The organism is Pseudomonas sp. c313 (assembly GCF_055407145.1).
Genome location: NZ_JBUZRD010000003.1, coordinates 673,569 through 695,224 on the forward strand (window position 1 = coordinate 673,569; position 21,656 = coordinate 695,224).

The 21,656-nt window shown below is 60.6% G+C and carries 23 protein-coding genes; 13 read left to right on the plus strand and 10 right to left on the minus strand.

Features of this window, described 5'->3' with window-relative positions; translation table 11 throughout:
- Positions 1 to 35: 35 nt before the first annotated feature.
- A complete protein-coding gene (locus tag ACZRKZ_RS12680; protein WP_463981741.1) occupies positions 36 to 899 on the plus strand; it encodes a LysR substrate-binding domain-containing protein in 864 nt (287 codons plus the stop codon).
- Positions 900 to 1,468: 569 nt separating this feature from the next.
- Here the strand turns inward: ACZRKZ_RS12680 and ACZRKZ_RS12685 are convergent.
- Both ACZRKZ_RS12685 and ACZRKZ_RS12690 read right to left on the minus strand, forming a co-directional pair.
- Positions 1,469 to 2,083 carry an NAD(P)-dependent oxidoreductase gene (locus ACZRKZ_RS12685; protein WP_463981742.1) on the minus strand — a complete coding sequence of 205 codons (615 nt, stop codon included), beginning with the start codon at positions 2,081 to 2,083 and terminating at the stop codon, positions 1,469 to 1,471.
- Positions 2,084 to 2,116: 33 nt separating this feature from the next.
- A complete protein-coding gene (locus ACZRKZ_RS12690) occupies positions 2,117 to 2,989 on the minus strand; it encodes an MBL fold metallo-hydrolase (protein WP_463981743.1) in 873 nt (290 codons plus the stop codon).
- Between the two features lie 104 nt (positions 2,990 to 3,093).
- Here ACZRKZ_RS12690 and ACZRKZ_RS12695 point away from each other — a divergent pair, with 104 nt between their 5' ends.
- Positions 3,094 to 3,999: a LysR family transcriptional regulator gene (locus ACZRKZ_RS12695; RefSeq protein ID WP_463981744.1), complete on the plus strand. Its 906-nt coding sequence runs from the start codon at positions 3,094 to 3,096 to the stop codon at positions 3,997 to 3,999.
- 99 nt (positions 4,000 to 4,098) lie between these two features.
- Positions 4,099 to 4,275 (plus strand): hypothetical protein, encoded by a 177-nt coding sequence (locus ACZRKZ_RS12700; protein WP_178114512.1) that lies wholly within the window; start codon positions 4,099 to 4,101, stop codon positions 4,273 to 4,275.
- Here ACZRKZ_RS12700 and ACZRKZ_RS12705 read toward each other — a convergent pair.
- On the minus strand, positions 4,268 to 5,158 hold the full coding sequence (locus ACZRKZ_RS12705; protein WP_463970353.1) for a helix-turn-helix domain-containing protein: 891 nt from the start codon (positions 5,156 to 5,158) through the stop codon (positions 4,268 to 4,270). The genes ACZRKZ_RS12700 and ACZRKZ_RS12705 overlap by 8 nt on opposite strands.
- A 189-nt stretch (positions 5,159 to 5,347) precedes the next feature.
- Here ACZRKZ_RS12705 and pobA point away from each other — a divergent pair, with 189 nt between their 5' ends.
- Positions 5,348 to 6,532: a 4-hydroxybenzoate 3-monooxygenase gene (pobA, locus tag ACZRKZ_RS12710; protein WP_463970383.1), complete on the plus strand. Its 1,185-nt coding sequence runs from the start codon at positions 5,348 to 5,350 to the stop codon at positions 6,530 to 6,532.
- A gap of 72 nt (positions 6,533 to 6,604) precedes the next feature.
- A complete protein-coding gene (locus ACZRKZ_RS12715) occupies positions 6,605 to 8,137 on the plus strand; it encodes an MDR family MFS transporter (RefSeq protein WP_463970352.1) in 1,533 nt (510 codons plus the stop codon).
- A gap of 4 nt (positions 8,138 to 8,141) precedes the next feature.
- On the opposite strand, the gene ACZRKZ_RS12720 is transcribed toward ACZRKZ_RS12715, so the two are convergent.
- From ACZRKZ_RS12720 to ACZRKZ_RS12730, 3 genes are all read right to left on the minus strand, one after another.
- The gene (locus ACZRKZ_RS12720) at positions 8,142 to 8,981 is read right to left on the minus strand and encodes a cache domain-containing protein (protein ID WP_463981745.1); all 840 of its coding nucleotides are present in this window, start codon (positions 8,979 to 8,981) and stop codon (positions 8,142 to 8,144) included.
- A gap of 127 nt (positions 8,982 to 9,108) precedes the next feature.
- Positions 9,109 to 9,579 carry a cyanase gene (gene cynS, locus ACZRKZ_RS12725; RefSeq protein WP_463981746.1) on the minus strand — a complete coding sequence of 157 codons (471 nt, stop codon included), beginning with the start codon at positions 9,577 to 9,579 and terminating at the stop codon, positions 9,109 to 9,111.
- A 29-nt stretch (positions 9,580 to 9,608) separates the two neighbouring features.
- Positions 9,609 to 10,268, minus strand: coding sequence for a carbonic anhydrase (locus ACZRKZ_RS12730; RefSeq protein ID WP_463981747.1), 660 nt, complete (start codon positions 10,266 to 10,268; stop codon positions 9,609 to 9,611).
- Positions 10,269 to 10,376: 108 nt separating this feature from the next.
- On the opposite strand from ACZRKZ_RS12730, the gene cynR reads away from it, so the two are divergent.
- Positions 10,377 to 11,261 carry a transcriptional regulator CynR gene (gene cynR / locus ACZRKZ_RS12735; protein WP_463970348.1) on the plus strand — a complete coding sequence of 295 codons (885 nt, stop codon included), beginning with the start codon at positions 10,377 to 10,379 and terminating at the stop codon, positions 11,259 to 11,261.
- On the opposite strand, the gene ACZRKZ_RS12740 is transcribed toward cynR, so the two are convergent.
- Positions 11,236 to 12,015: a transporter substrate-binding domain-containing protein gene (locus tag ACZRKZ_RS12740; RefSeq protein ID WP_463981748.1), complete on the minus strand. Its 780-nt coding sequence runs from the start codon at positions 12,013 to 12,015 to the stop codon at positions 11,236 to 11,238. The genes cynR and ACZRKZ_RS12740 overlap by 26 nt on opposite strands.
- A gap of 426 nt (positions 12,016 to 12,441) precedes the next feature.
- Here ACZRKZ_RS12740 and ACZRKZ_RS12745 point away from each other — a divergent pair, with 426 nt between their 5' ends.
- The 5 genes from ACZRKZ_RS12745 (at position 12,442) to ACZRKZ_RS12765 (ending at position 17,225) form a co-directional block, all read left to right on the plus strand.
- On the plus strand, positions 12,442 to 13,824 hold the full coding sequence (locus ACZRKZ_RS12745) for a glutamine synthetase family protein (RefSeq protein ID WP_463981749.1): 1,383 nt from the start codon (positions 12,442 to 12,444) through the stop codon (positions 13,822 to 13,824).
- Positions 13,825 to 13,931: 107 nt separating this feature from the next.
- Complete coding sequence (locus ACZRKZ_RS12750) at positions 13,932 to 14,624, plus strand: class I SAM-dependent methyltransferase (protein WP_463970346.1); 693 nt, start codon at positions 13,932 to 13,934, stop codon at positions 14,622 to 14,624.
- Positions 14,625 to 14,746: 122 nt separating this feature from the next.
- The gene (rnd, locus tag ACZRKZ_RS12755; protein ID WP_463970345.1) at positions 14,747 to 15,880 is read left to right on the plus strand and encodes a ribonuclease D; all 1,134 of its coding nucleotides are present in this window, start codon (positions 14,747 to 14,749) and stop codon (positions 15,878 to 15,880) included.
- On the plus strand, positions 15,877 to 16,170 hold the full coding sequence (locus ACZRKZ_RS12760) for a YcgL domain-containing protein (RefSeq protein WP_149414122.1): 294 nt from the start codon (positions 15,877 to 15,879) through the stop codon (positions 16,168 to 16,170). Before rnd ends, ACZRKZ_RS12760 begins: the two co-directional genes overlap by 4 nt.
- A gap of 122 nt (positions 16,171 to 16,292) precedes the next feature.
- On the plus strand, positions 16,293 to 17,225 hold the full coding sequence (locus ACZRKZ_RS12765; RefSeq protein WP_463981750.1) for a D-2-hydroxyacid dehydrogenase: 933 nt from the start codon (positions 16,293 to 16,295) through the stop codon (positions 17,223 to 17,225).
- A gap of 824 nt (positions 17,226 to 18,049) precedes the next feature.
- On the opposite strand, the gene ACZRKZ_RS12770 is transcribed toward ACZRKZ_RS12765, so the two are convergent.
- A complete protein-coding gene (locus ACZRKZ_RS12770; protein WP_463981751.1) occupies positions 18,050 to 18,643 on the minus strand; it encodes a nitroreductase family protein in 594 nt (197 codons plus the stop codon).
- Positions 18,644 to 18,942: 299 nt separating this feature from the next.
- Here ACZRKZ_RS12770 and ACZRKZ_RS12775 point away from each other — a divergent pair, with 299 nt between their 5' ends.
- Complete coding sequence (locus tag ACZRKZ_RS12775; protein WP_133101850.1) at positions 18,943 to 19,392, plus strand: YcgN family cysteine cluster protein; 450 nt, start codon at positions 18,943 to 18,945, stop codon at positions 19,390 to 19,392.
- Between the two features lie 11 nt (positions 19,393 to 19,403).
- The gene (locus ACZRKZ_RS12780) at positions 19,404 to 20,642 is read left to right on the plus strand and encodes a hypothetical protein (protein ID WP_463981752.1); all 1,239 of its coding nucleotides are present in this window, start codon (positions 19,404 to 19,406) and stop codon (positions 20,640 to 20,642) included.
- 126 nt (positions 20,643 to 20,768) lie between these two features.
- Here the strand turns inward: ACZRKZ_RS12780 and ACZRKZ_RS12785 are convergent, their stop codons facing one another.
- Both ACZRKZ_RS12785 and ACZRKZ_RS12790 read right to left on the minus strand, forming a co-directional pair.
- Positions 20,769 to 21,116: a YgaP family membrane protein gene (locus tag ACZRKZ_RS12785; RefSeq protein ID WP_463981753.1), complete on the minus strand. Its 348-nt coding sequence runs from the start codon at positions 21,114 to 21,116 to the stop codon at positions 20,769 to 20,771.
- 69 nt (positions 21,117 to 21,185) lie between these two features.
- A complete protein-coding gene (locus ACZRKZ_RS12790; protein WP_463981754.1) occupies positions 21,186 to 21,653 on the minus strand; it encodes an RNA methyltransferase in 468 nt (155 codons plus the stop codon).
- Between the last annotated feature and the right edge of the window lie 3 nt (positions 21,654 to 21,656).

Here is a 21,656-nt window from a genome sequence, read left to right on the forward strand (position 1 = left end):
TACTAGCCATGTCCTCACGTCATGGCTGTCATCTGATGAAACGCCTTCCGCCGCTGCCCGCATTGCACACGTTCTGGGTCACCGCCCAGTACTGCAACTTCACCCGCGCGGCCGAGCAGTTGCACATCACCCAAGGCGCGGTGAGCCGGCAGATTGCCGGGTTGGAAAGCCATTTGGGTTACGCGCTGTTCCAGCGTCAGGCCCGAGGCTTGAGCCTGACCGAGGAGGGCCGTGAATGGGCGCTGCGGGTGCAACAGGTATTCGGCCTGATCTCGCAGGCGGCAGAGCAGATCGGCTCCCGTCGCGAGACCTTGCAGTTGAAAGCCTCCACCTGCGTGATGCGCTGGTTGTTGCCGCGCTTGATGCAGTGGCAACAGGAGCGGCCGGACGTGCCGGTGGAACTGACCACTACCGTGGCCTACACCGTGGATTTTCGCCGCGAGCAGTTTGATGCGGCGGTGGTCTACGCCCCGATTGCCGAGCAGTCGGCCCAGGCCAGGCATTTGTTTGATGAGCAACTGACGCCGGTGTGTGCGCCGGCCTTGCTCGGCGGCTTGTGTACCCCGGCGGACTTGCAGCAGCAGGTGCTGTTGCACCCCACGCGCGATGGTCGGGATTGGGCGTTGTGGCTGAAGGCGGCCGGTACGCGCTTGAGTAACCTCAACCAAGGGCATCATTTTGAGACACTGGATCTGGCCATGACCGTGGCTTCCCAAGGTTCTGGCGTGGCCATTGGCGACAGCGCATTGATCGGCGAAGACCTCAAGGCCGGGCGGCTGGTGACACCGTTTGAATTGAAGGTGCCGACGGGGATGGGCTATTACCTGGTGTATCCACCGGGGACCAAGCCTTCGGTGGGGCTTGAGGCGTTGATGAACTGGTTGGTCGGGCAGGCGTAGATAGAAAACCGTCCAACTTTGTGGGGTCAGTTCATTTCTTGAGGTTGCCGTTGCTGATATTTGGGGGCAGGTTTGAGTACATATCCGTTGTTGCGGTAACGGCTGCTTAGGGTTACGCCCTTACGGCGTGTCACTTTCGAAAAGCCGGAATGCCGGCCCAGACGAAAGTAACCAAAGCGCTCCTGCTGGGGTATGACTCACCCACTGCGCAACACCTGCGTTCGGCCTCTGGTTTTATGGGCAGGCAGAGCAAAAGCCAGTGCCAATCCGCTTTCCTGTAGGAGCGAGGGGGACGCCTAGTTCTTGCTCGCGAAGAACCTGAGGGCGCCGCGGTGATTCAGGATGCCAGCGTCATCGTTAACGACCATCGTCGGAACGCCGCCCGGAGCAAGCTCGCTCCTACAGTGGGCATGGGATAGGTTTTTGATTTTGATCTTAGGCGCCCCGTTAACCACGATGGCCTAAGCGAGGCATCAAGTGGTGGGGCAAGAGCGCTTTGGTTACTTTGCCGCTTTTTGTACCCAACCCAACCTATGCCGCAACCCACTCCCACATAGCCCGCGCCAGCCTTAATATCCGACGGTAAACCGCTGGCGGGAATGCTTGGGTGTTTCCACTTCATCCACCAACGCAATGGCATAGTCAGCAAAGCTGATCCAGCTCCTGCCTTCACTGCTTACCAGTAAATCATCCTGGCCCACGCGGAATTTGCCGGTGCGTTCGGTCTCAACGAACTCCGCCGACGGCGAAAGAAAAGTCCAGTCCAGTTCTTTCTCCTGACGCAGAGTGTCAAGAAACACACTGCCAGCGCTGGCCTCAGCCTTGTACTCTTCAGGGAAACCAGCGCTGTCGATCACTCGCTGACCACCAGGCAACAACAACGAGCCCGCACCGCCCACTACCAACAGTCGCTTCACCCCGGCCTTTTTCACTGGGCCGATCACGGCGGTGGCAGGCAGCGTAGCGAAGTGCGCCGCGCTGATCACTACGTCGCTACCGCTAATGGCCTTTTGCAGAGCTTCGGCGTCCAGGGCATCCACTTGTTTGATGGTCACTCCAGGACGTGTTTCGATCTTGTCGGTGTTACGGGCGATGGCCGTGACGCTGTGGCCACGACGCAGGGCTTCTTCCAACAGCTGGCTACCCGTGCGGCCGGTGGCACCAATGATTGCAATCTTGCTCATGACGTTCTCCAGTGCGGTAAGGGTTGGATCAATTCACCACTTCATTTCGCCTTTGGCGACTTTGGCGCTCAGCTCCAGGGAGCTTTCGTCGGCCAGGTTCGGGTAGCGCTTTTTCATTGCATTGATCAGTGCGGCAGAGTCCTTGGCCTTGGCGGTTTCCTGGTCGAAGGCCTTGATGTAGTCAGCCGTGAACGCCACCGACTTCAGCGAAGGCGTGCCCAGGTAATGACCCGGCACCACGGTGTTCGGTTTCAGGCTTTCAATGCGTTGCAGGGTCGCCAGCCAGTCGGCGTGGGATTGTGCGCTTTGGGTATCGGCCATCCACAGGTGGATGTTTTCCGAGACCACCACGCCACCGACCACGGCCTTGATCGATGGAATCCACACGAAGCTGCGGTCCGGCTGCGGGCCGTCCAGGCCGATCACTTCCAGGGTCTGCCCTTCGAGGGTCAGGCTATGGCCTTCAAGCACGTGCGGGATGATGGTTTTGGCGGGTTTGTCGGCACCCATTTTCGGGCCCCAGAACGCAATTTTTCCTGCAGCCGTGGCCTTGATATGGTCCACCACCGGCTGCGGTGCCAGGACCTTGGCCTTGGGGAACGCAGCGGTCAGGGTATCGAGGCCGAAGTAGTAGTCCGGGTCACCATGGCTGATATAGATGGTGGTCAGTTGCTTGCCGCTGGCACGGATTTTCTGCACCAGTTGCTCGGCCTGGCCCTTGCCGAATTGCGCGTCCACCAGGATGGCGTCTTTCTCACCGCTGACCAGCACCGAGCTGACCGGGAAGATTGCTGCCTCGCCTGGGTTATAGACGTCCAGGGTCAGGTCGGCGGCTGCGGCATGGGCGGCAAAGCCCAGGACGGCGCAAGCCAGTGCAAAGCGGTTGAGGGTCGAGAATCCAAACATGTGCAACTCCAGCAATCGGTAGGCGATGGGCAGAGCTTAGTTGCACTGAACGCTACAAAAAATGCGATGCTGGGACATAGTTTGTTTCTAAAATCGGGCAAATCATGGATCGTCTTCAAGCAATGCGTGTGTTTGTCGCGGTGGTCGACCTGGGCAGCCAATCGGCCGCTGCCGATCATCTGGATCTGTCGCGCCCGGTGGTGTCGCGTTACCTGGCGGAGCTGGAGGACTGGGTCGGCGCGCGCCTGATGCACCGCACCACCCGAAAACTCAGCCTGACCGCCGCCGGCAGCGAAACCTTGCCTCGCTGCCGACAGATGCTGGAGCTGTGCAGCGACATGCAGGCCGCCGTCAGCGAGCCAGATGACGCGCCCCGTGGCCAGTTACGCCTGAGTGTCAGCACTTCGTTCGGCCAGGCGCAATTGGCGGACGCCATGGCTGAATACGTCAAGCGCTACCCGCTGGTCAGTGTCGACCTGCAGATGCTCGACCGCACGGTGAACCTGGTGGATGAACGCATCGACCTAGCGATCCGCACCAGCAACGACCTGGACCCCAGCTTGATCGCCCGCAAGCTGACGGTGTGTCGTTCGGTGATCTGCGCATCGCCCGCTTATCTGCTGGAACATGCCCAGCCACAGCGGGTGGAAGACCTGGCGCGGCACAACTGCCTGACCCATTCCTACTTCGGCAAAAGTCTCTGGCACTTCGAGGAAGACGGCGAGCCCGTCTCGGTGCAGGTGCAAGGCAATATCACCGCCAACGAGGCCAGCACTTTGCTAAAGGTGACACTCGCCGGAGCGGGAGTGGCGATGTTGCCCAGCTACCAGGCCGGCGATTACATCCGCAGTGGCGAACTGATCCGCCTGTTGCCTGGCGCCGAGCCGCGTCAGATGAACATGTACGCGGTGTATGCCTCACGCAAACACATGCCGTCGGCGCTGCGCAGCCTGCTGGATTTCCTGGTGCTCAGGTTTGCGCAAGAGCCGGCGTGGGATGTCGGTCTTTAAACGTCATAAAGGTGCTGAATACCGCCCGATACTGGCAACTCGCTTTGGCTGGCCTATGCTTAGTACAGCACCTTCTTGATCTGTTTAGAGGTCAATGCCATGACGATCAAAACAAGAAAGTACCTGATGATTTTCACCCTGTGCGCCGGCGCTACACTGCTCTACGGCACTGCCGCGTATCGCGCCGAACAGACCCGCATGCAGCCGAGCATGGCTGCCAGTTGCAACCATGATCAATGCATTCCATATACAGCGACGTTGAGTGCCCTCAGGTAGTTGCCTGGGAATCGACCTTCAACTGCTCCCGAAACGCCTTGGGCGAAAACCCGACACGTCGGCGAAACAGCCGTGAGAAATTGGTCGGGTCGGAAAAGCCCAACACTTCCGACATTTCATTGATGGTCATGCTGGTGTAGGTCAGCAGGCGCTTGGCCTCCAGCAATTGGCGGTCATGCATGATCTGCAGCGCCGGTTGTCCCCCCAGTTCCCGGCAAGTGCCGTTAAGGTGCGACACCGAGATCCCCAGCTTGTGCGCCAGGTCCTCGATCTTCGGGTGTTCGCGGTAGTGCTGCTCCACCAGTTGGGTGAAGCGGCGAAAGTACTCGCGACCCCGCGGCGCCCGAGGATGGCGGTGCCGGATGGCCTGACGGCTGACCCACACCAGCAGCACACTGACCAGGGCGTGCATCATCATGTCCCGCGCCGGGAAGTCGTCGTTGTATTCGTCCTGCAGGCGGGCGAAGAGGCTGTTGAGGTAGTTATTGTCCCTGCCCGCCGGATAATTGCCCAAGGCGCTCAAACCGTCCACCGTCGAGCCCAGTTGCCCCTGCAAGTGCGCCACCAGTGGTGCCGCTAGCGTCACCACATAACCTTCGATGTCCTCGGAAAAACGGAAACCATGCACGCACAGCGGTGGCAGCACCTGCAGCGTCGACTCGGTCAGCGTACTGCGCTGGCCTTCGATCTCCAGTTGCGCCTGGCCCTTGTGCACATACAGCAACTGACACAGGTCCGCGTGCCGGTGGGGCTGGATCTCCCACTGGTACTCACGGCTGCGCCGGGAGATGGTTTCACAGTGCAACAAATCCGGCGTCGGCCACTGCTGGCTTTCTCCGTAGAGTTTGAACACCGGAATCACGGGGCTGGCAGTTTTAGTCATGTTTTAAATCCGGTACTCAGGATGGTGGTGCGGTAATCGCCCCTATTGGCAAAAAGCGCAGGGTTTGGCGCAGTTTTCACCTTCTCATGCCGACCACTCAAGTGAAAAATGCCAGCAGCAGAACCAAAGACAACTCTTTCACCGAATACGTTCGCGTGAAGTTTGCGGGCCATAAAAATAATGAAAACGCTGAAAACCCAAGTCGCCATTATCGGCGCAGGTCCCTCCGGGCTGTTGCTCGGCCAGTTGCTGCACAACGCAGGCATTGAGACCCTTATTCTAGAGCGCCAGACGCCCGACTATGTGCAAGGTCGTATCCGTGCCGGTGTGCTGGAGCAAGGCATGGTCGATCTATTGCGCCAGGCTGGCGTCAGCCAACGCATGGACGCTGAAGGCCTGGTCCATGACGGTTTCGAGTTGGCGCTGAACGGCCAGTTGAAACATATCGACCTCAAGGCCCTGACCGGCGGCAAGACGGTGATGATCTACGGCCAGACCGAAGTCACCCGCGACCTGATGGCCGCACGTAAAGCCGCAGGCGCCATCACGCTGTATGAAGCCAGTAATGTGCAGCCGCACGCTATGAAAAGCGAACAGCCCTGGCTGACCTTTGACTATGAGGGCGAAACGTTTCGCCTGGACTGCGACTACATTGCTGGCTGCGACGGATTCCACGGGGTGGCGCGCCAGTCGATCCCGGCCGACGCCCTGAAGATTTTCGAGCGGGCCTACCCGTTTGGCTGGCTGGGCATTCTCGCCGATACCCCGCCGATTCATGATGAACTGGTGTACGCCAAACACGAGCGTGGCTTCGCCCTGTGCAGCATGCGCTCGGCCACCCGCAGCCGCTATTACCTGCAAGTACCCGCAGAGGAGCCGATTGAAGACTGGTCCGATCAGCGCTTTTGGGATGAGTTGAAAACCCGTCTGCCCCAGGACCTGGCTGCGCAGTTGGTGACTGGGCCGTCCATCGAAAAGAGCATCGCGCCGCTGCGCAGTTTTGTGGTCGAACCGATGCAGTACGGCCGCCTGTTCCTGTTGGGGGACGCCGCTCACATTGTGCCGCCCACCGGCGCCAAGGGCTTGAACCTGGCGGCCAGCGATGTCAGCACCTTGTTCAATATTCTGCTCAAGGTTTACCGCGAGGGCAGGGTGGACCTGTTGGAGAAATACTCGGCCATCTGCTTGCGGCGGATCTGGAAGGCCGAACGGTTTTCCTGGTGGATGACCTCGATGCTGCACCACTTCCCGGAGGCGGACGGATTCAGCCAGCGCATCGCCCAAAGTGAACTGGAGTACTTTGTTGACTCCGAAGCCGGGCGCAAAACCATCGCAGAAAATTACGTCGGACTTCCTTGTGAGGCTATCGAATAGCGACCTATCGAGTACACTGACGAGCATTCCCGCGGGCCCTTTTCCTCGTGGGCCTTGCCAGCAGGCTCTGTCGTGACCAACCTCAATCAGTGCGCTCAACCCGCTCAACCCAAGCCAGTCATTGCCATCCGCAGTGTCCTGGTCGCCCTGATGCTGGCGATTTTTCTTGGGGCTCTGGACCAGACCATCGTCGCCGTGTCGATGCCGGCCATTTCCGCCCAGTTCAACGACGTTAACCTGCTGGCCTGGGTGATCTCCGGCTATATGGTGGCGATGACGGTGGCGGTACCCATCTACGGCAAGCTCGGCGACCTGTATGGGCGGCGGCCAATGATGCTGATTGGCATGGGCCTGTTCACCATCGCCTCGCTGTTCTGTGGCATGGCGCAAAGCATGGAGCAACTGGTGCTGGCGCGCATCCTTCAGGGCATCGGCGCGGGCGGGATGATTTCGGTGAGCCAGGCGATCATTGGCGACATTATCCCGCCACGTGAGCGCGGCCGTTATCAGGGGTATTTCAGCAGCATGTACGCGGTGGCCAGCGTGGCCGGGCCGGTACTGGGCGGTTATATGACCGAGTACCTGTCCTGGCGCTGGGTGTTCCTGATCAACCTGCCCCTGGGCGCTGGCGCCTGGTGGGTGGCCCATCGCACCCTGGTGGGGCTGCCGGTACCGCAGCGCAAGCCGATCATCGATTACTTCGGCACTGTGCTGATGATCGTTGGCCTCACGGCGTTGCTGCTGGGTATCACCGAAATCGGCCAGGGCCATCACTGGCGCGATGATGAAGTCCTGGGCCTGCTGGTTTTCGCGCTGGTGGCATTGACGGTGTTTGTCTGGCACGAACGCCGGGCGCGGGAGCCGCTGCTGCCGATGCACCTGTTCGCCAACCGTAGCGCGGTGTTGTGCTGGTGCACGATTTTCTTCACCAGCTTCCAGGCAATCTCGCTGATCGTGCTGATGCCCCTGCGCTATCAGACGGTCACCGGCGCCGGTGCCGACAGCGCCGCGTTGCACCTGCTGCCGCTGGCCATAGGGCTGCCGATGGGCGCCTATTTTGCCGGGCGGATGACCTCGGTGACCGGCCGCTATAAACCGATGATCCTTGGCGGTGCGCTGCTGACGCCCATTGCGATCCTCGGCATGGCCTTCAGCGCGCCCCAGGCGCTGGTGTTGAGCAGCCTGTTCATGTTGCTCAGTGGGATCGCCTCCGGCATGCAGTTCCCGACGTCCCTGGTGGGCACGCAAAACTCGGTGGAGCAACAGGACATCGGCGTCGCCACCAGCACCACTAACCTGTTTCGCTCACTGGGCGGCGCAGTAGGGGTGGCGTGCATGTCGGCGTTGCTGCTCGCGCTGTTGCAGGACTCCAGTTTCGTCCACTTGGCCAGCGGTGCGCTGATGGCTGAAGGCAGCTCCGGGAATGTTTTACTCGACGGCCTCAACGCTGCACCCGGCCCGGCGCAGGATGCCCTGCGCGGGGAGTTGTTGAAGACATTCCGGCATTTGCTGATGGTCAGCGCGGCGGTGTCGCTGCTGGGGTTGGCGGCGGCGATTGCCATGCCCAATCGCTTGTTGCGCGGGCGGGAAGACAAGGCCAGCTAGGCCCTCAAGGACTGTAGTAACCCACCGCCACCAGGAAATTCCCGGTCTTGCGCAGGTAGGCGTGCTTGTTCTCAACCTTGCCAGTCACTGGGTTTTTCCAGCGGTACTGGTATTCACCCTGGCCCTGTTCGGCCATCAACTTGAGGATTGGCTCGCCCACCGGCTTGCCGTCCGGGTCCTTGATCTTGGCAAAGTCGGTGTTGATCAAGCGCAGGTTGGTGCCGTGGGCCACGTAGCGGCCGGTGTTGAGGTCAACCACAAACACATACAGGTCATCCTGCAGAAATCCGCCCTGCAGTGCGTTGATGGCTTTTAGTGTGCCCTTTTCATCCTTGCCCAGGTCCCTCACCGCCTTGTCCCGCAGAGCCTTGGCTTGCTCGGGCGAGGCCCGTGGCAGGTAATAACCTACTGCCAGGATGCGTTGGCCGATGCGCTGGTAGAACACATGTTTGCGTTCGACCTTGCCGTCGTTCCAGTTCTGCCAACGATAATCGGCTTGCTGGATGCCATTGCCTTCGGGCACCTTCAGCGCGTTCTTGAAGGACTCACGCAGGTCTGGCCCCAGCACTTCGGAGACATCGCGGCCGATTAGTGCAGACGACGGGCCGCCACTGGCCAGCAGCACGCCCTTGGTGTCGACCACGAACACGTAACGGTCCTTATCGATAAACTCGCCCTGCCGACTGAAGGCTGCGAACGCTTTATCTCCATTGTCGTGGTAGTACGCCAGGGCTTTTTCCAGCAGGGCCTTGGCCGCCTGGGCGTCCTGCTCCTGGGTGGTCGCGGCGTGGGCCTGGCTGAAACACAACAACAGCAGCCAAGTAATGCTCAATACTCCCTTCATTGCCCATCCCTCGTTCTTGTTGGTGCTGCAAGCTTAGACGGCTGCAGCCAATGCAGGAACATTCACAGGGCACACACAACCATGCAAGAGCCGGCAAGCCGGCTCCTGCGCAGAACAGGTAATGGGATCAGAACGGCTTGGTCGGCAAGTACTTGCCATCCAGCGTAATCACCGCACGGGAGCCACCGTCCGGATCGTCGACCTTCTTGATGTCCAGCTTGAAGTTGATGGCGCTGATGATGCCGTCGCCAAACTGCTCGTGAACCAGGGCCTTGAGGGTCGAGCCATAGACCTGAAGCATTTCATAAAAGCGGTACACCGTCGGGTCGCTGGGAATGCCACCGGGGATGCTGCCGCGTAAGGGTACGCTTTGCAGCAGGCGGCTGGCGTCCTGGTCCAGGCCGAGTTTTTCGCAAACTACGTCAGCGGCGTCTTTGGGCAGCGGGTGCTGGCCGAGCAGGGCGGCAGTGACGAAGGCCAGGCTCAGGCTGGTGCCTTCGGTAAGGTCCTGCCAGGACAGGTTTTTGCGGGCCTTGATATCGATGACGGTGTCGGCCAGGGCCAGGCGTGGAGCTTGAGCAAATTGGGATTGCAGCATGATGATTTCCTCGTGGGTGAAAATAGGGTTCAGGCAGCGTGCTGCGCAGTGGTTGAGACTGCGCGGGTCTGCGGGTGGTCGATCAGGGAAATAAAGCGGTTGGTAGCGCCATCCAGGGCGTCGATGCTGCCGCTTTCGATGTCATAGACCCAGCCGTGCAGGTTCAGTCGGCCCTGTTCCAGCGCCAGGGCCACCGAAGGGTGAGTCTTGAGATTGGCCAGTTGTGCGACCACGTTTTCCCGTACCAGCGAATCCAGCCGCGCCGCGTCCGTGGCATGGGTACGGGAGGCATTGATGACCTTGGCCGACTCGGCGTGACGCAACCAATTGGCCACGGCGGGCAGGTGGTCCAGGCATTTGCAGGTAGAAATGGCGGTCATCGCGCCGCAGTCGGAATGACCGCAAATGACGATGTCGCTCACGCCCAGCACGGCCACTGCATATTCGACGGTAGCTGACACTCCGCCCGGTTCCGGCCCGTAGGACGGGACGATGTTGCCGGCGTTGCGGATGACAAACAGATCGCCGGGTTCCTGCTGGGTCAGCAGTTCCGGTACTACGCGACTGTCGGAACAGGACACAAACAGCGTGCCGGGGTTTTGCGTGGTTGCCAGTTGCTTGAACAGGTCGCTGCGCTGGGTGAAGGCTTCACCCTGGAACTTGCGAAAGCCGTCGATGAGTTGCTGCATGGTGGTTCTCCTTGCGTCGCTGATGGGGCAAGGATGGAAGTTTTCGGCTATAGCGTCCAAGACCGGCTTATTATGCTTTCCATAAGTCATGCCTATAGTTGAGTGCCCATGCTATTACGCCATATCCGCTACCTGCTGGCGGTCGCCGACCACCGCAACTTCACCCGCGCCGCCGAAGCCTTGCATGTGTCGCAGCCGACCTTGTCCCAGCAGATCAAACAACTGGAAGACACCTTGGGCGCGCCGTTGCTGGATCGCTCCGGTCGCAGCGTGCGGCTGACCGATGCCGGGGAGGCTTACGTGCGCTTTGCCAGGCTGGCGTTGCAGGACTTGCAGGCGGGTACGCGGGCGATGCATGACGTGCAGGACTTGAGCCGAGGCAGCTTGCGCCTGGCAATGACCCCGACCTTTACCGCTTACCTGACGGGCCCACTGCTGGCGCGGTTTAACAGCCTGTATCCAGCGATTACCTTGACGATCGAGGAGATGACTCAGGACCGTATCGAGGCGGCATTGGCGCAGGATTTGTTGGATATTGGCATCGGGTTTACCGGCGAGCACTTACCGGATATCGAGTGCCAGGGGCTATTTGTCGAAGAGTTGAGCCTCGTGGCCAGTGCCGCCCATCCGACCTTGAGTCGAAAACAGTGGCTCAAGCTTGCTGACTTCAAACAGCAGCCGCTGGTGCTACTGAACTCAGACTTCGCCACCCGCCGTTACATTGACGACTATTGCCGAGGGCTGGACGTAAAACCGCAGATCACCATGGAAGCCAACTCCATCAGCGCCATCATCGAAATTGTGCGCAGCACTCAACTGGCGACCATTCTGCCCAGTGCGGTTACCCGTGCTCAGGCGGGCTTGCACGCCGTTCAGATTCGCCCGCCATTGCCCCAGCGCACGGCCGCCTTGCTCAGCCGCAAGGGCGCCTATCGCAGCGCCGCGTGCTTGGCCTTCGTTGAGTTGATCAAGGCGCCGCCAGCCATTGATTGACGATGCCTTCGTAGACGCCAGTGACGGTGCTCAGGTGCAGCCACTGGTCCACGTAGCTCTTCCAGGCCACATCGTCGCGAGGCAGCAGAAAGGCTTTCTCGCTGTATTGCATGTAGCGTTCGGGGTTGACCGCACACAGTCCCGGCTTGAGCTTTTGCTGGAACCGCGCCTCGCTGGCGTCAGTGATCATGACGTCGGCCTTGTTGGCCAGCAGTTCTTCGAAAATCGTTACGTTGTCCGGGAATAGCGTCAGTTGCGCCTTGCCCAGATGGGCGCGGGCGAAGACTTCGTTGGTGCCGCCCGCCGGCTCGATCACCCGCACCTGCGCCTGGTTGATCTGCTCGACGGTCTGGTAACGCTGCACATCGGCGCAGCGCACCAGCGGGATCTTGCCGTCGACCCCCAGTGGCTGGCTGAAAAAGGCTTTTTTCTGCCGCTCCAGGGACACGGAAATACCGCCGACGGCGATGTCGCAGCGCTGGGCCAGGAAGTCCGGGATCAGGGTTTTCCAGGTGGTCGGCACCCACTTGATCTGCACGTTGAGGCTCTTGGCCAGTGACTGCGCCATGGCGATGTCGATGCCTTCGTAGCTGCCGTCCTGGCGCAAATAGGTGTAGGGCTTGTAGTCACCGGTGGTGCAGACGGTCAGTTGGCCGCGCTGGATAACCTCGTCCAGGCGCGACGACGGTTGGGTGTCGGCCAAGGCAGGTGTCGCCAGGCTCGCCATGATGCACAGTGCTGGAAGGGCTTTCATGCAGTCGAGTCCTTGGGGGCATGATCAGGGGCGGCTATTATTTCCACCTGCCGGGGTGGCTGGCAAGGCGTCCTGAATGTTTAGTAAAGCTGCAACTAAACTCCGTCAAGACTGAATTTAACCACCTGACCCGCCGTGTGACGCTGCTGGGTATCTCTTTACTGTGATCCTCATATGGATGGTTCGCCCGACACTCACCCCGAGACTTCGCCTGGCGCAACCGTGTCAAGTTGCTCGGCCCGTCGGGGAGTTACCGCCGATGCACTTCCTTCTGAACTGGCCTTCTGGGCGCTATGGCACTGCCGCCATGCGCGCCCACCGGATATTTCTCCCCTGCGTTGATTGCTCCCATGGATGCCGCGAGACAGTGCGCATCTGACCGGCAGCGCGTGTGCGCCTGCCTGACGCTAACCTATGAGAAATTCCATGAGTGTTGCCCCTACCGCCTTTGCCTCCCTGCACGAAGCCCAATCCTTCCTGGAACTGAACCCGGATATCGAGATGTTCGAACTGTTCATCCTCGACAACAACGGTGTACCGCGTGGCAAGTTGCTGCACCGCGATGAGTTGCTGGCGGTCTATCAAAGCGGTCGCCCGCTGCCCAGCACCATCCTCGGCCTGACCATCAATGGCGACGATGTGGAAAACTCCGGGCTGGTCTGGGAAGTGGGGGATATCGATTGCCGCGCCTACCCGGTCAGCGGCAGTTTGCAGCGCATGCCATGGCGGTTGATTCCGACGGCGGCGGTGCAGGTCAGCATGCACCCCGAGGAAGGCATGCCGGCCACCGTGGCCGATCCGCGGCACTTGCTGGCCAAGGTCATTGATGGGCTCAAGGCTGACGGTTATTACCCGGTGATGGCGGCGGAACTGGAGTTTTATTTGCTCGACCAGAAGCCCGACAGCAACGGTCGCCCGCAACCGGCGCGGGATGTCGACGGCGGCCGCCCGCGTTCGACCCAGGTTTACGGTTTGCGTGAGTTGGAGCAGATCGAACCGTTTCTTGCCGACTTGTACAGCGCCTGCAAACTGCAGGGGATTCCGGCGCGCACGGCGATTTCCGAATATGCGCCGGGCCAGGTGGAAATTACCCTGGAGCACCGCAGCGATGCCTTGCAGGCCATGGACGAGGCTGTGCGCTACAAGCGCCTGGTCAAGGGTGTGGCTCACAAACACGGGATGACGGCTTGCTTCATGGCCAAACCCTTCGATGATCTGGCAGGTACCGGCATGCACATGCACGTCAGCCTGGCGGACGCGCAGGGCAACAATCTGTTCGCCAGCGAAGCGCCCGATGGCACGCCGCTGCTGCGCCAAGCGGTAGGCGGCATGCTCAGCACCTTGCTCGATTCATTACTGATGTTCTGCCCCAACGCCAACTCCTATCGGCGCTTCCAGACCAACAGCTACGCCCCGCTGGCGGCGACCTGGGGCGTCGACAACCGCACCGTAAGCCTGCGGGTGCCCGGCGGCCCGGCGTTTTCCCGGCATATCGAACACCGGATCTGCGGCGCCGACGCCAACCCGTACCTGGCGGCAGCGGCCATCCTGGCTGGCATTCATCGCGGTATCCGCGAGCAGCTCGATCCCGGCGCTCCGGTAGAAGGCAACGGCTATGCCCAGGCCAAGGAGTTACTGCCCACCGACTGGCTGACCACCTTGCGCGCCCTTGAAGGTTCAGCCTGGGCTCGGGAAGCCTTTGGCAGCGAGTTTCTGGGCGTGTACCTGGCCGTCAAACGTGCCGAATATCGACAGTTTATGGGCGAGGTGGGCGAGCAGGACTGGCGCTGGTACCTGCATCAAGCCTGATTGAGTCAGTGATGGGCGGTGAATCCTTCGACCTTTTTTTCACGCGGCGCTGGTTAAGCTGTGAGTCCAAGGTCGTTTGACACCGATTCATCCACAAGAGCCCGCTGATGTCGTCGCACACCCCGTCGTCCATCGAGACTGAATTCGCCGAGCGTTGCGGCCGCGAGCATGCCCAGGTTTGTGGCGACACGCGCCCGCCGGGTCTGCTGCGGCGTTTGTGGTTGTGGCGTGATGAGCGCCTGGTGCGCCAGGCCTTGAAAGTAGCGGGGGAGCCGGGCCTGGTGCTGGACCTGGCCTGCGGCTCGGGGCGTTTCTGGCCGGTGTTGGCCGAACACGGCAACCGGGTGATTCTCGCATCAGACAACTCCCAGGCCATGCTCGACCACGCCCAGACCCACCATGGTGCGGTACTTTTGCGGCGGGTGAAGACCTTCCAGGGTTCAGCGTTCAATATCGGTCTGTCGGCCAACGCCGTGGACTGCATTTTTTGCCTGGAGTTGTTTCGCCATGTGCCCGGTGCTGAGGCCAGGCTGGCGCTGTTGCGCGAATTTCACCGGGTCAGTCGCGACACGGTGATCGTCTCGGTCAACAGCGATAGCCGCCACCGTGCAGCGCAGCAGCGCAGTGCCACGCAGGGGCCATCACCAGGGCTATCGCAGGAGGTCGGGCAACCGCCGGCCATCCATCGGGCCGAGGTGGAAGCCGAGTTCAAACAGGCCGGTTTCAATATCCTCAACCATCAGGAGTTCATGCCCGGCTCAGCCCTGTGGCGGGTTTACGTGCTGCGTAAAAGAGGATAACCCTTAGCTGTCGGACTATTCTTCGGCACCTGTCAGAGTTTTCATGGCGGCGGGTACACTGCGGATGCTCGCAAATCCCTTTAGCGATATATACTGCGCGCCATTCTTCAAGGGAGAGCCGTGTGGCCATCGATATTCACTGGATCTGCGACAACGATAGCCTCGGCCAGCATTGCGCCGAATGGCAGCAGTTGCCATTCGTCGCCCTCGACACCGAATTCATGCGGGTCGACACTTTTTATCCCATCGCCGGGCTGATCCAGATTGGTGATGGCGTACGCGCTTATCTGATCGACCCCCTGACCATCGATAACTGGCAACCCTTGGCCGCCTTGCTGGAGAACCCAGCGGTGATCAAGGTGGTGCATGCCTGCAGCGAAGACCTGGAAGTGCTGCTGCGTTTGACCGGCAGCCTGCCGACGCCATTGTTCGACACCCAACTGGCAGCCGCCTACCTGAACCTTGGCTTTTCCATGGGTTACTCGCGTCTGGTGCAAGCCGTGCTCGATATCGACCTGCCCAAGGGTGAGACCCGCTCCGACTGGTTGCAGCGGCCACTGTCCGAGACACAAATCAGCTACGCCGCCGAAGACGCCGTGCACCTGGCGCAGGTCTACATACGCCTGCGCCCGCGGCTGTCTGACGAGAAATACGCCTGGGTTGTGGACGATGGCGCCGAACTGGTCGCCAACCTGCGCCGTGAAGTCGACCCGTTCGAGGTGTACCGCGACGCCAAGCTGGCCTGGAAGCTTTCCCGCGCCCAGCTCGTTGTGTTGCGTGAACTGTGCGCCTGGCGTGAGCAGCAAGCCCGCGCCCGTGACCTGCCGCGTAACCGCATCATTCGCGAACACTCGTTATGGCCCCTGGCCAAATCCCAGCCGGATAATCTCAGCGCCCTGGGCAAAATCGAAGATATGCACCCGCGTACCGTGCGCCATGACGGCGAGTTTTTGCTGGACCTGATCAAGTGCGCCGGTAGCGTATCCATGGACCAATGGCCACCGGCCGTTGCCGAGCCGTTGCCGGTTGACGCCGCTGTGTTGATCAAGCAACTGCGTGCCCTCGGCCAGACGTTCGCCGAACGCCTGGACATGGCGCCGGAACTGATGCTGCGCAAGAAAACCCTCGAAGCGCTGGTCAAGAGTGGCTACCCCGAGGGCCCTTACCAATTGCCTGACTCGCTGCGTGGCTGGCGCCGCGAGCTGATGGGCCAGGCGCTGCTGGACAGCCTGGCCACTGCCGGAGAACAGCCTTGAAACGTATTTGCTCCATCTATCGCAGCCTCAAACGCAACGAAATGTACCTCTATGTGCTGAAAAGCGATGCCCTGGAGCGTGTCCCGGAAAGCCTGCTGGCGGCGTTCGGTAAGCCCCATCACGCCTTTGACCTGGTGCTGAGCCCCGAGCGCAAGCTGTCTCGCGAGGACATCGTCGCGGTCCTGGAAAACCTCGACAAGCAGGGCTACCACCTGCAAATGCCACCGGCCGAGGACGAGTACATCGAACACTTGCCCGAAGAACTGCTGCGCCGCAATGACCCGCTGTGATGGGTAAGTGCCCAGTCCGGGGCACGTTCATAAATGGAATCGAATTATCTGGCGGTGGTCCCGAGGAATGCAGTGAACTGCGCCTGTGGCCCCGCCTGCACTGTTTTTGAAAGGTTTGAACCATGCGCGTTCTGATTGCTGAACACGATCACCCGCTGTACGCCCGACTGTTGCGCGAAGCGGCGCCGGACCTGGAAGTGATGACCAGCGGCGACTCGGCCGAACTGTCGAGCCTGGCCGCCGATTGCCCGGTATGGCTCGGCCAGCCGGACCTGCTGGCGACCCTGCTGCGCCAGGGCCATCATCCTGCATGGCTGCAATCGACCTGGGCCGGCGTCACGCCGCTGCTGGCCGAAGGCCTGCCACGGGACTATCGCTTGACCCGCGCCGTAGGGATTTTTGGCCAGGTGATGGCCGAGTACGTGCTGACTTACATGTTGGGGCACGAGCGCGAAGTGCTGGCACGGCTGGTTAGCCAGGTCGAGCGCAAATGGGACAACCGCATGGGTCAGAGCCTGGCGGGGCGCAAGGTGCTAATTGTCGGCACCGGCGATATCGGCCGCAGCGTGGCGCAGTTTCTCTTGCCGTTTGGCGTGGAGCTGTATGGCATCGCCAGCGAAGCACGGGAGCAGGCGCCGTTTGTCGAAGTGGCCGGGCTGGATCAACTAAACCGGCTGGTGGGGGAGGTGGACTATGTGGTCAACCTGCTGCCTAACACCGCGAACACTCACGACCTGTACGACGCGGCGCTGTTCAAGCAGTTCAAGCCTACCGGGGTATTTATCAACGTCGGCCGTGGTGTTGCCGTGGTGGATGCCGATCTGGTGGAAGCCCTGAAAGAAGGGCATTTGGCTGGTGCGGTGATCGACGTTTGCCGTCAAGAGCCGCTGCCCCAGCGCCATCCGTTCTGGACCGCCTGGGGCTTGTTGTTGACCGGCCACAGCTCGGCGCCGACTTCGCCGAAGATGATGGTGGAGTTGTTTGTCGAGAACCTGCGCAAGTATCAGGCTCAAGAAGTGTTGCGTGGGGAAGTGAGCTTCGAGCGCGGTTACTAAACACACCACATGGACCCATGTGGGGGGCGGGCTTGCCGTGTACATATCCGTTGCTGCGGTAACGGCTGCTGGCGGTTTCGCTCTTACAGCGACTCACTTTCGAAAAGCCGGAATGCCGGCTCAGACGAAAGTAACCAAAGCGCTCCTGCCCTACCTATCGGCGCCTCGCTGTGGCTCGGCGTGCCCTCACTCCGGCATTGCTCCGTGGGTCGCCGCGATGGGCCATCCCTGGCCCAGCGCGGCTAAACCGGCATCCTTGCCGGTTTACCCACTGTGCAACACCTGCGTTCGGCCTCTGGTTTTATGGGCAGGCAGATCAAGAGCTAGATCAAAAGCAGAGCAAAGCCAGTGCCAATCCGCTTTTCTGTGGGAGCTGGCTCGCCTGCGATGGGCTCACAGGCACCGCATTCATCCAGGAAGCCCGTGTCATCGTTAACGACCATCGCGAGCAAGCTCGCTCCTACAAGGGGCATGGGATCCGCTTTTGCTTTTCACCACTCAGGTCGGCTACCAGGCCGCCGTGCTTTTGCTTTTGATCTTGATCTAAGGCGCCCCGTTAACCACGATGGCTGAACGCAGGCATTGATCCGTGGGTAAACCGGCAGGACGCCGGTTTAGCCGCGCTGGGCCAAGGATGGCCCATCGCGGCGGCCCACGGAGCAATGCCGGAGTGAAGGCATGCCGAGCCTAAGCGAGGCACCAAGTGGTGGGGCAAAAGCCCTTTTGGTTACTTTTGGGGCTCTTTTCCAAAAGTGACACGCCGTAAGGGCGTAACCCTAATCCGCCCTGACCGAACTAACGGATATGTACCCAGCCCAGCCTCTTCAGAGATCAAAATCACCTTCTGAAACCAACTCACTCAACGGTCGGCGCGGGCTCGGGGTTTCCCGGGCTTGCAGGTACTCGGCCAGTGTCGACTTATCCCCCAGCTTGCCAATCGCCACCGCTGCATGCAGCGCATAGCCTTCGGGGATCTTCAGCTCCTTGCGTGTCAGTTCCTGGTCGAAACCGGCCATGCCGTGGGTATGCCAGCCGCTGATGCTGGCTTGCAGCGCCAGGTGCCCCCAGGCCGAACCGGTGTCGAAGGTGTGCCACAGGGCTGGGGTTTCTTCGGTAGCGCCGGGCACGGCGAAGTCGGTTTTCGACACCACGATCACCAGGGCCGAGGCATGCTGCGCCCAGCCACGGTTGAATTCGTTCAACAGGCCGAGGAAACGCTCCCAGTTCGGCGTCCCACGGCGCGCATAGAGAAATCGCCAAGGCTGTGAGTTGTAGGCTGATGGCGCCCAGCGGGCCGCTTCGAAGAAGCTCAGCAAGGTCTCGACCGGGATGCTCTCGTCGGTAAAGGCGCGTGGCGACCAGCGCTCGGTGAATTGGGCATGAATGGGGTAATCGGCGACGCGTGGGTTTGTGCTCATGAACAGTTCCTGATGACGGGTATGGGCTACGTTGCTACATTTATGAGGCAGAGCGCAGATCAAAAAACTGGGTGCACCGATGAGCTCGGCGATGGGTTTTTCAGGGCCGTGTTGCGCGCCTGGGGCAATGCGGTTGAGCATTTATGGCACTTGGCGCAGGGCTTTTGCGGCCCCCAAAGCTACTTCGCCCAGCGAAAGCTGACAAGTCTTGTTATACCGGCAGTCGTAAGCGCTTGGCCCTTGGCGCCTTGGGCACTAGACTGGCGACCTTTTAACCGCACCGATACTGATGTAGAGCCATGGCCGCCAAAGTCGAACCTTTCTGGATACGCAAAACCCTCGAACACCTCGATCAGGAGGAGTGGGAGTCGCTGTGCGATGGTTGCGGCCTGTGCTGCCTGCAAAAGCTCGAAGATGAAGACGACAACAGCGTCTATTACACACGTATCGCCTGCAAACTGCTGGACCTGAAAACCTGCCAGTGCACCGACTACCCTAACCGCCGGGACTCGGTGCCTGATTGCATCCAGCTCACGCCGGGCCAGGCCGATCAGTTCAAATGGTTGCCGCCGACCTGCGGTTATCGGCTGGTCAGCGAGCGCAAGGATTTGCCGCTCTGGCATCACTTGGTCTGTGGCGATCGCGATGCCGTGCATCACGCACGCATTTCCCAGTCCGGGCGCATGGTCAGCGAAGGCAGCGTGTCTGAGGACGATTGGGAGGATTACCTGATTTTTCGCGCAGGCTGAAAGGAGTGTCTATGACGGTTGCAGGCAAGCTGGCGGTCAGCCTGGTGTTGCTGGCGTTGAGCACGTCGGCGTGGGCCGCGAAGAAGGTCGATCTCGATTATCACGTCAAGTTGTTGCCCCAGAGCGATCAGGCTGAAGTGCGCCTGAGCCTGTCCCAGGGCTCGGCGGTGCGCAGCCTGAACTTCGACCTTGGCCGCGACGGCGACTACAGCGACTTCAAGGCCGATGGACAGTGGCAAGTTGTGCCCGGCACTAGCGCCGGAGCCAGCCGTGGCCTGTGGCAACCCAGCGCCGATAAGGCCAGCCTGACCTACCGCGTGCGCCTCAGCCATGCCCGCAAGGCGGGTATCTATGAAACGCGGATGACGCCGAATTGGGCACTGTTTAGCGGTGAAGACCTGGTACCCAAGGCCCATCTCGACCAGCAAGACGGCATCGAGTTGGTGTCGCGGCTGGTCTTCGAACTGCCAGCGGGCTGGAAAAGTGTCGAGACTGCCTGGCCACGCATCGGCAAGAACAAATTTCGCATCGACAACGTCTCCCGCCTGTTTGACCGGCCCACCGGCTGGATGCTTGCCGGCAGCCTGGGCAGCCGACGCGTGCGCCTGGGAGAGACCGAAATCACCGTGGCCTCGCCCAAGGGCCAGGCCATGCGCCGCATGGACGTGCTGACACTGCTGACCTTTGTCTGGCCCCAGGTGCAAGCAGCGTTCCCGCGTCATCCGGCCAAGTTGTTGGTGGTCGGCGCCAGTGACCCGATGCGCCGTGGTGTGTTCTCTGGGCGCGACTCGATCTACCTGAATAGCCGCACGCCACTGGTCAGCGAAAATGGTAGCAGCCCGTTGATCCGTGAAGTGGTGCAGGCTATCGGTCGTTTTAACGATCACCAAGGCAGTGACTGGATCAGCGAAGGCCTGGCGGAGTATTACGCCATCGAGCTGGTACGCCGCGCGGGTGGCATCAGTGACGAGCGTTATGCGGCGATACAGACTCGCCTGAGCAAGGAAGGCAAGGGCGTGACGACCTTGCGCGGTGAGCATGTCAGCGGCGCAACCGTGGCGCGTGCGGTGGTGGTGTTGCAGGAACTGGATCGGGAGATTCGCCTGAAAACCCACAACAAGCGCTCATTGGATGACCTGACACAAGCAGTGATGCGCTTGAACAGCATCAGCTCCAAGGAGTTTGTGCAGTTGGCCGAGAGCATCATTGGCCAGTCGTCGACGGTGCTCGATAGCAAGTTGTTGCGTTGAGTCGACCCCGTTACCTCGTAGCAGCTGTCGAGCTTTAGCGAGGCTGCGTCAGAAGCGACTCGGTGCTGATGTCAGGCTTGATGGCAGTGGTGCGGCCAACGTAGCCTCGCTGGGGCTCGACAACGGCTACGTGGTTTTTGTGTCTTTGCTGGCAGCAATTTCAGCCTGGGTCTTGAGGTTTTTCAGTTCTTCACCGGCTCGTTCGATCTTCGTGCGCACGGTGTTCATCTCCTGACGACTCTTCTCCAGCAGCGCTTTGGCCGAACTATGACCGCTGATCCCGCGGGCCAGCGCTACGCCGCCAATCGCCACTTGAATCAAACCAAAAAAGCCGCCACGGCGAAGGCCTTTGCCCATCAGCACCACACCGCCAGCCAGTGAGCCAATCCGCTCCCAGCCCTGGACGTTTTGCGTGGGCTGGGTCTGGAATGGTGTGGATTCGATGATAGGTCGCAGGGTTTTGCTGTCGCTCATGGTCTGTCTCCAACAAGGGGTCATTGATATGCAGCTGACTGCACGCAGACCGAAGATGTTCCCAAAAAATCAGTATTTAGGCCCCGAGCGGGTGTTGTTGCCCTTGGCCAGACGGTCGTAGAGCACCACGTTGACCGTGGCGGCGAGGTTCATGCAACCGGTGGTCGGGATGTAGATCACGTCTTCACACCAGTCGCGGATGTCCTTGTCCAGGGAGCCCTCTTCCGGGCCGAAGATATACAGCGCGCGGTCGGGGTGAGTGTATTCGGGGAGGGGGCGGGCACCGTCCACCAGTTCAACGGCGACCGGGATGCAGCCCAGGGGCAAGATTTTTTTCAGGTCGTCGATACCGATCAGCGGAATATCCTGGTGGACCTTCTTGGTGTCGGTAATGAAGTCCCTGGCCCGTTCGTAACGCTTGCCGGTGTAGAACACCGACGCCACGCCATAACAGCCGGCGGCGCGCATCACCGAACCGACGTTCTCGGGTGACTTGGGGTTGTACAGACCGATGCAGCTGTAGCGTTTGTTGGCCACGGG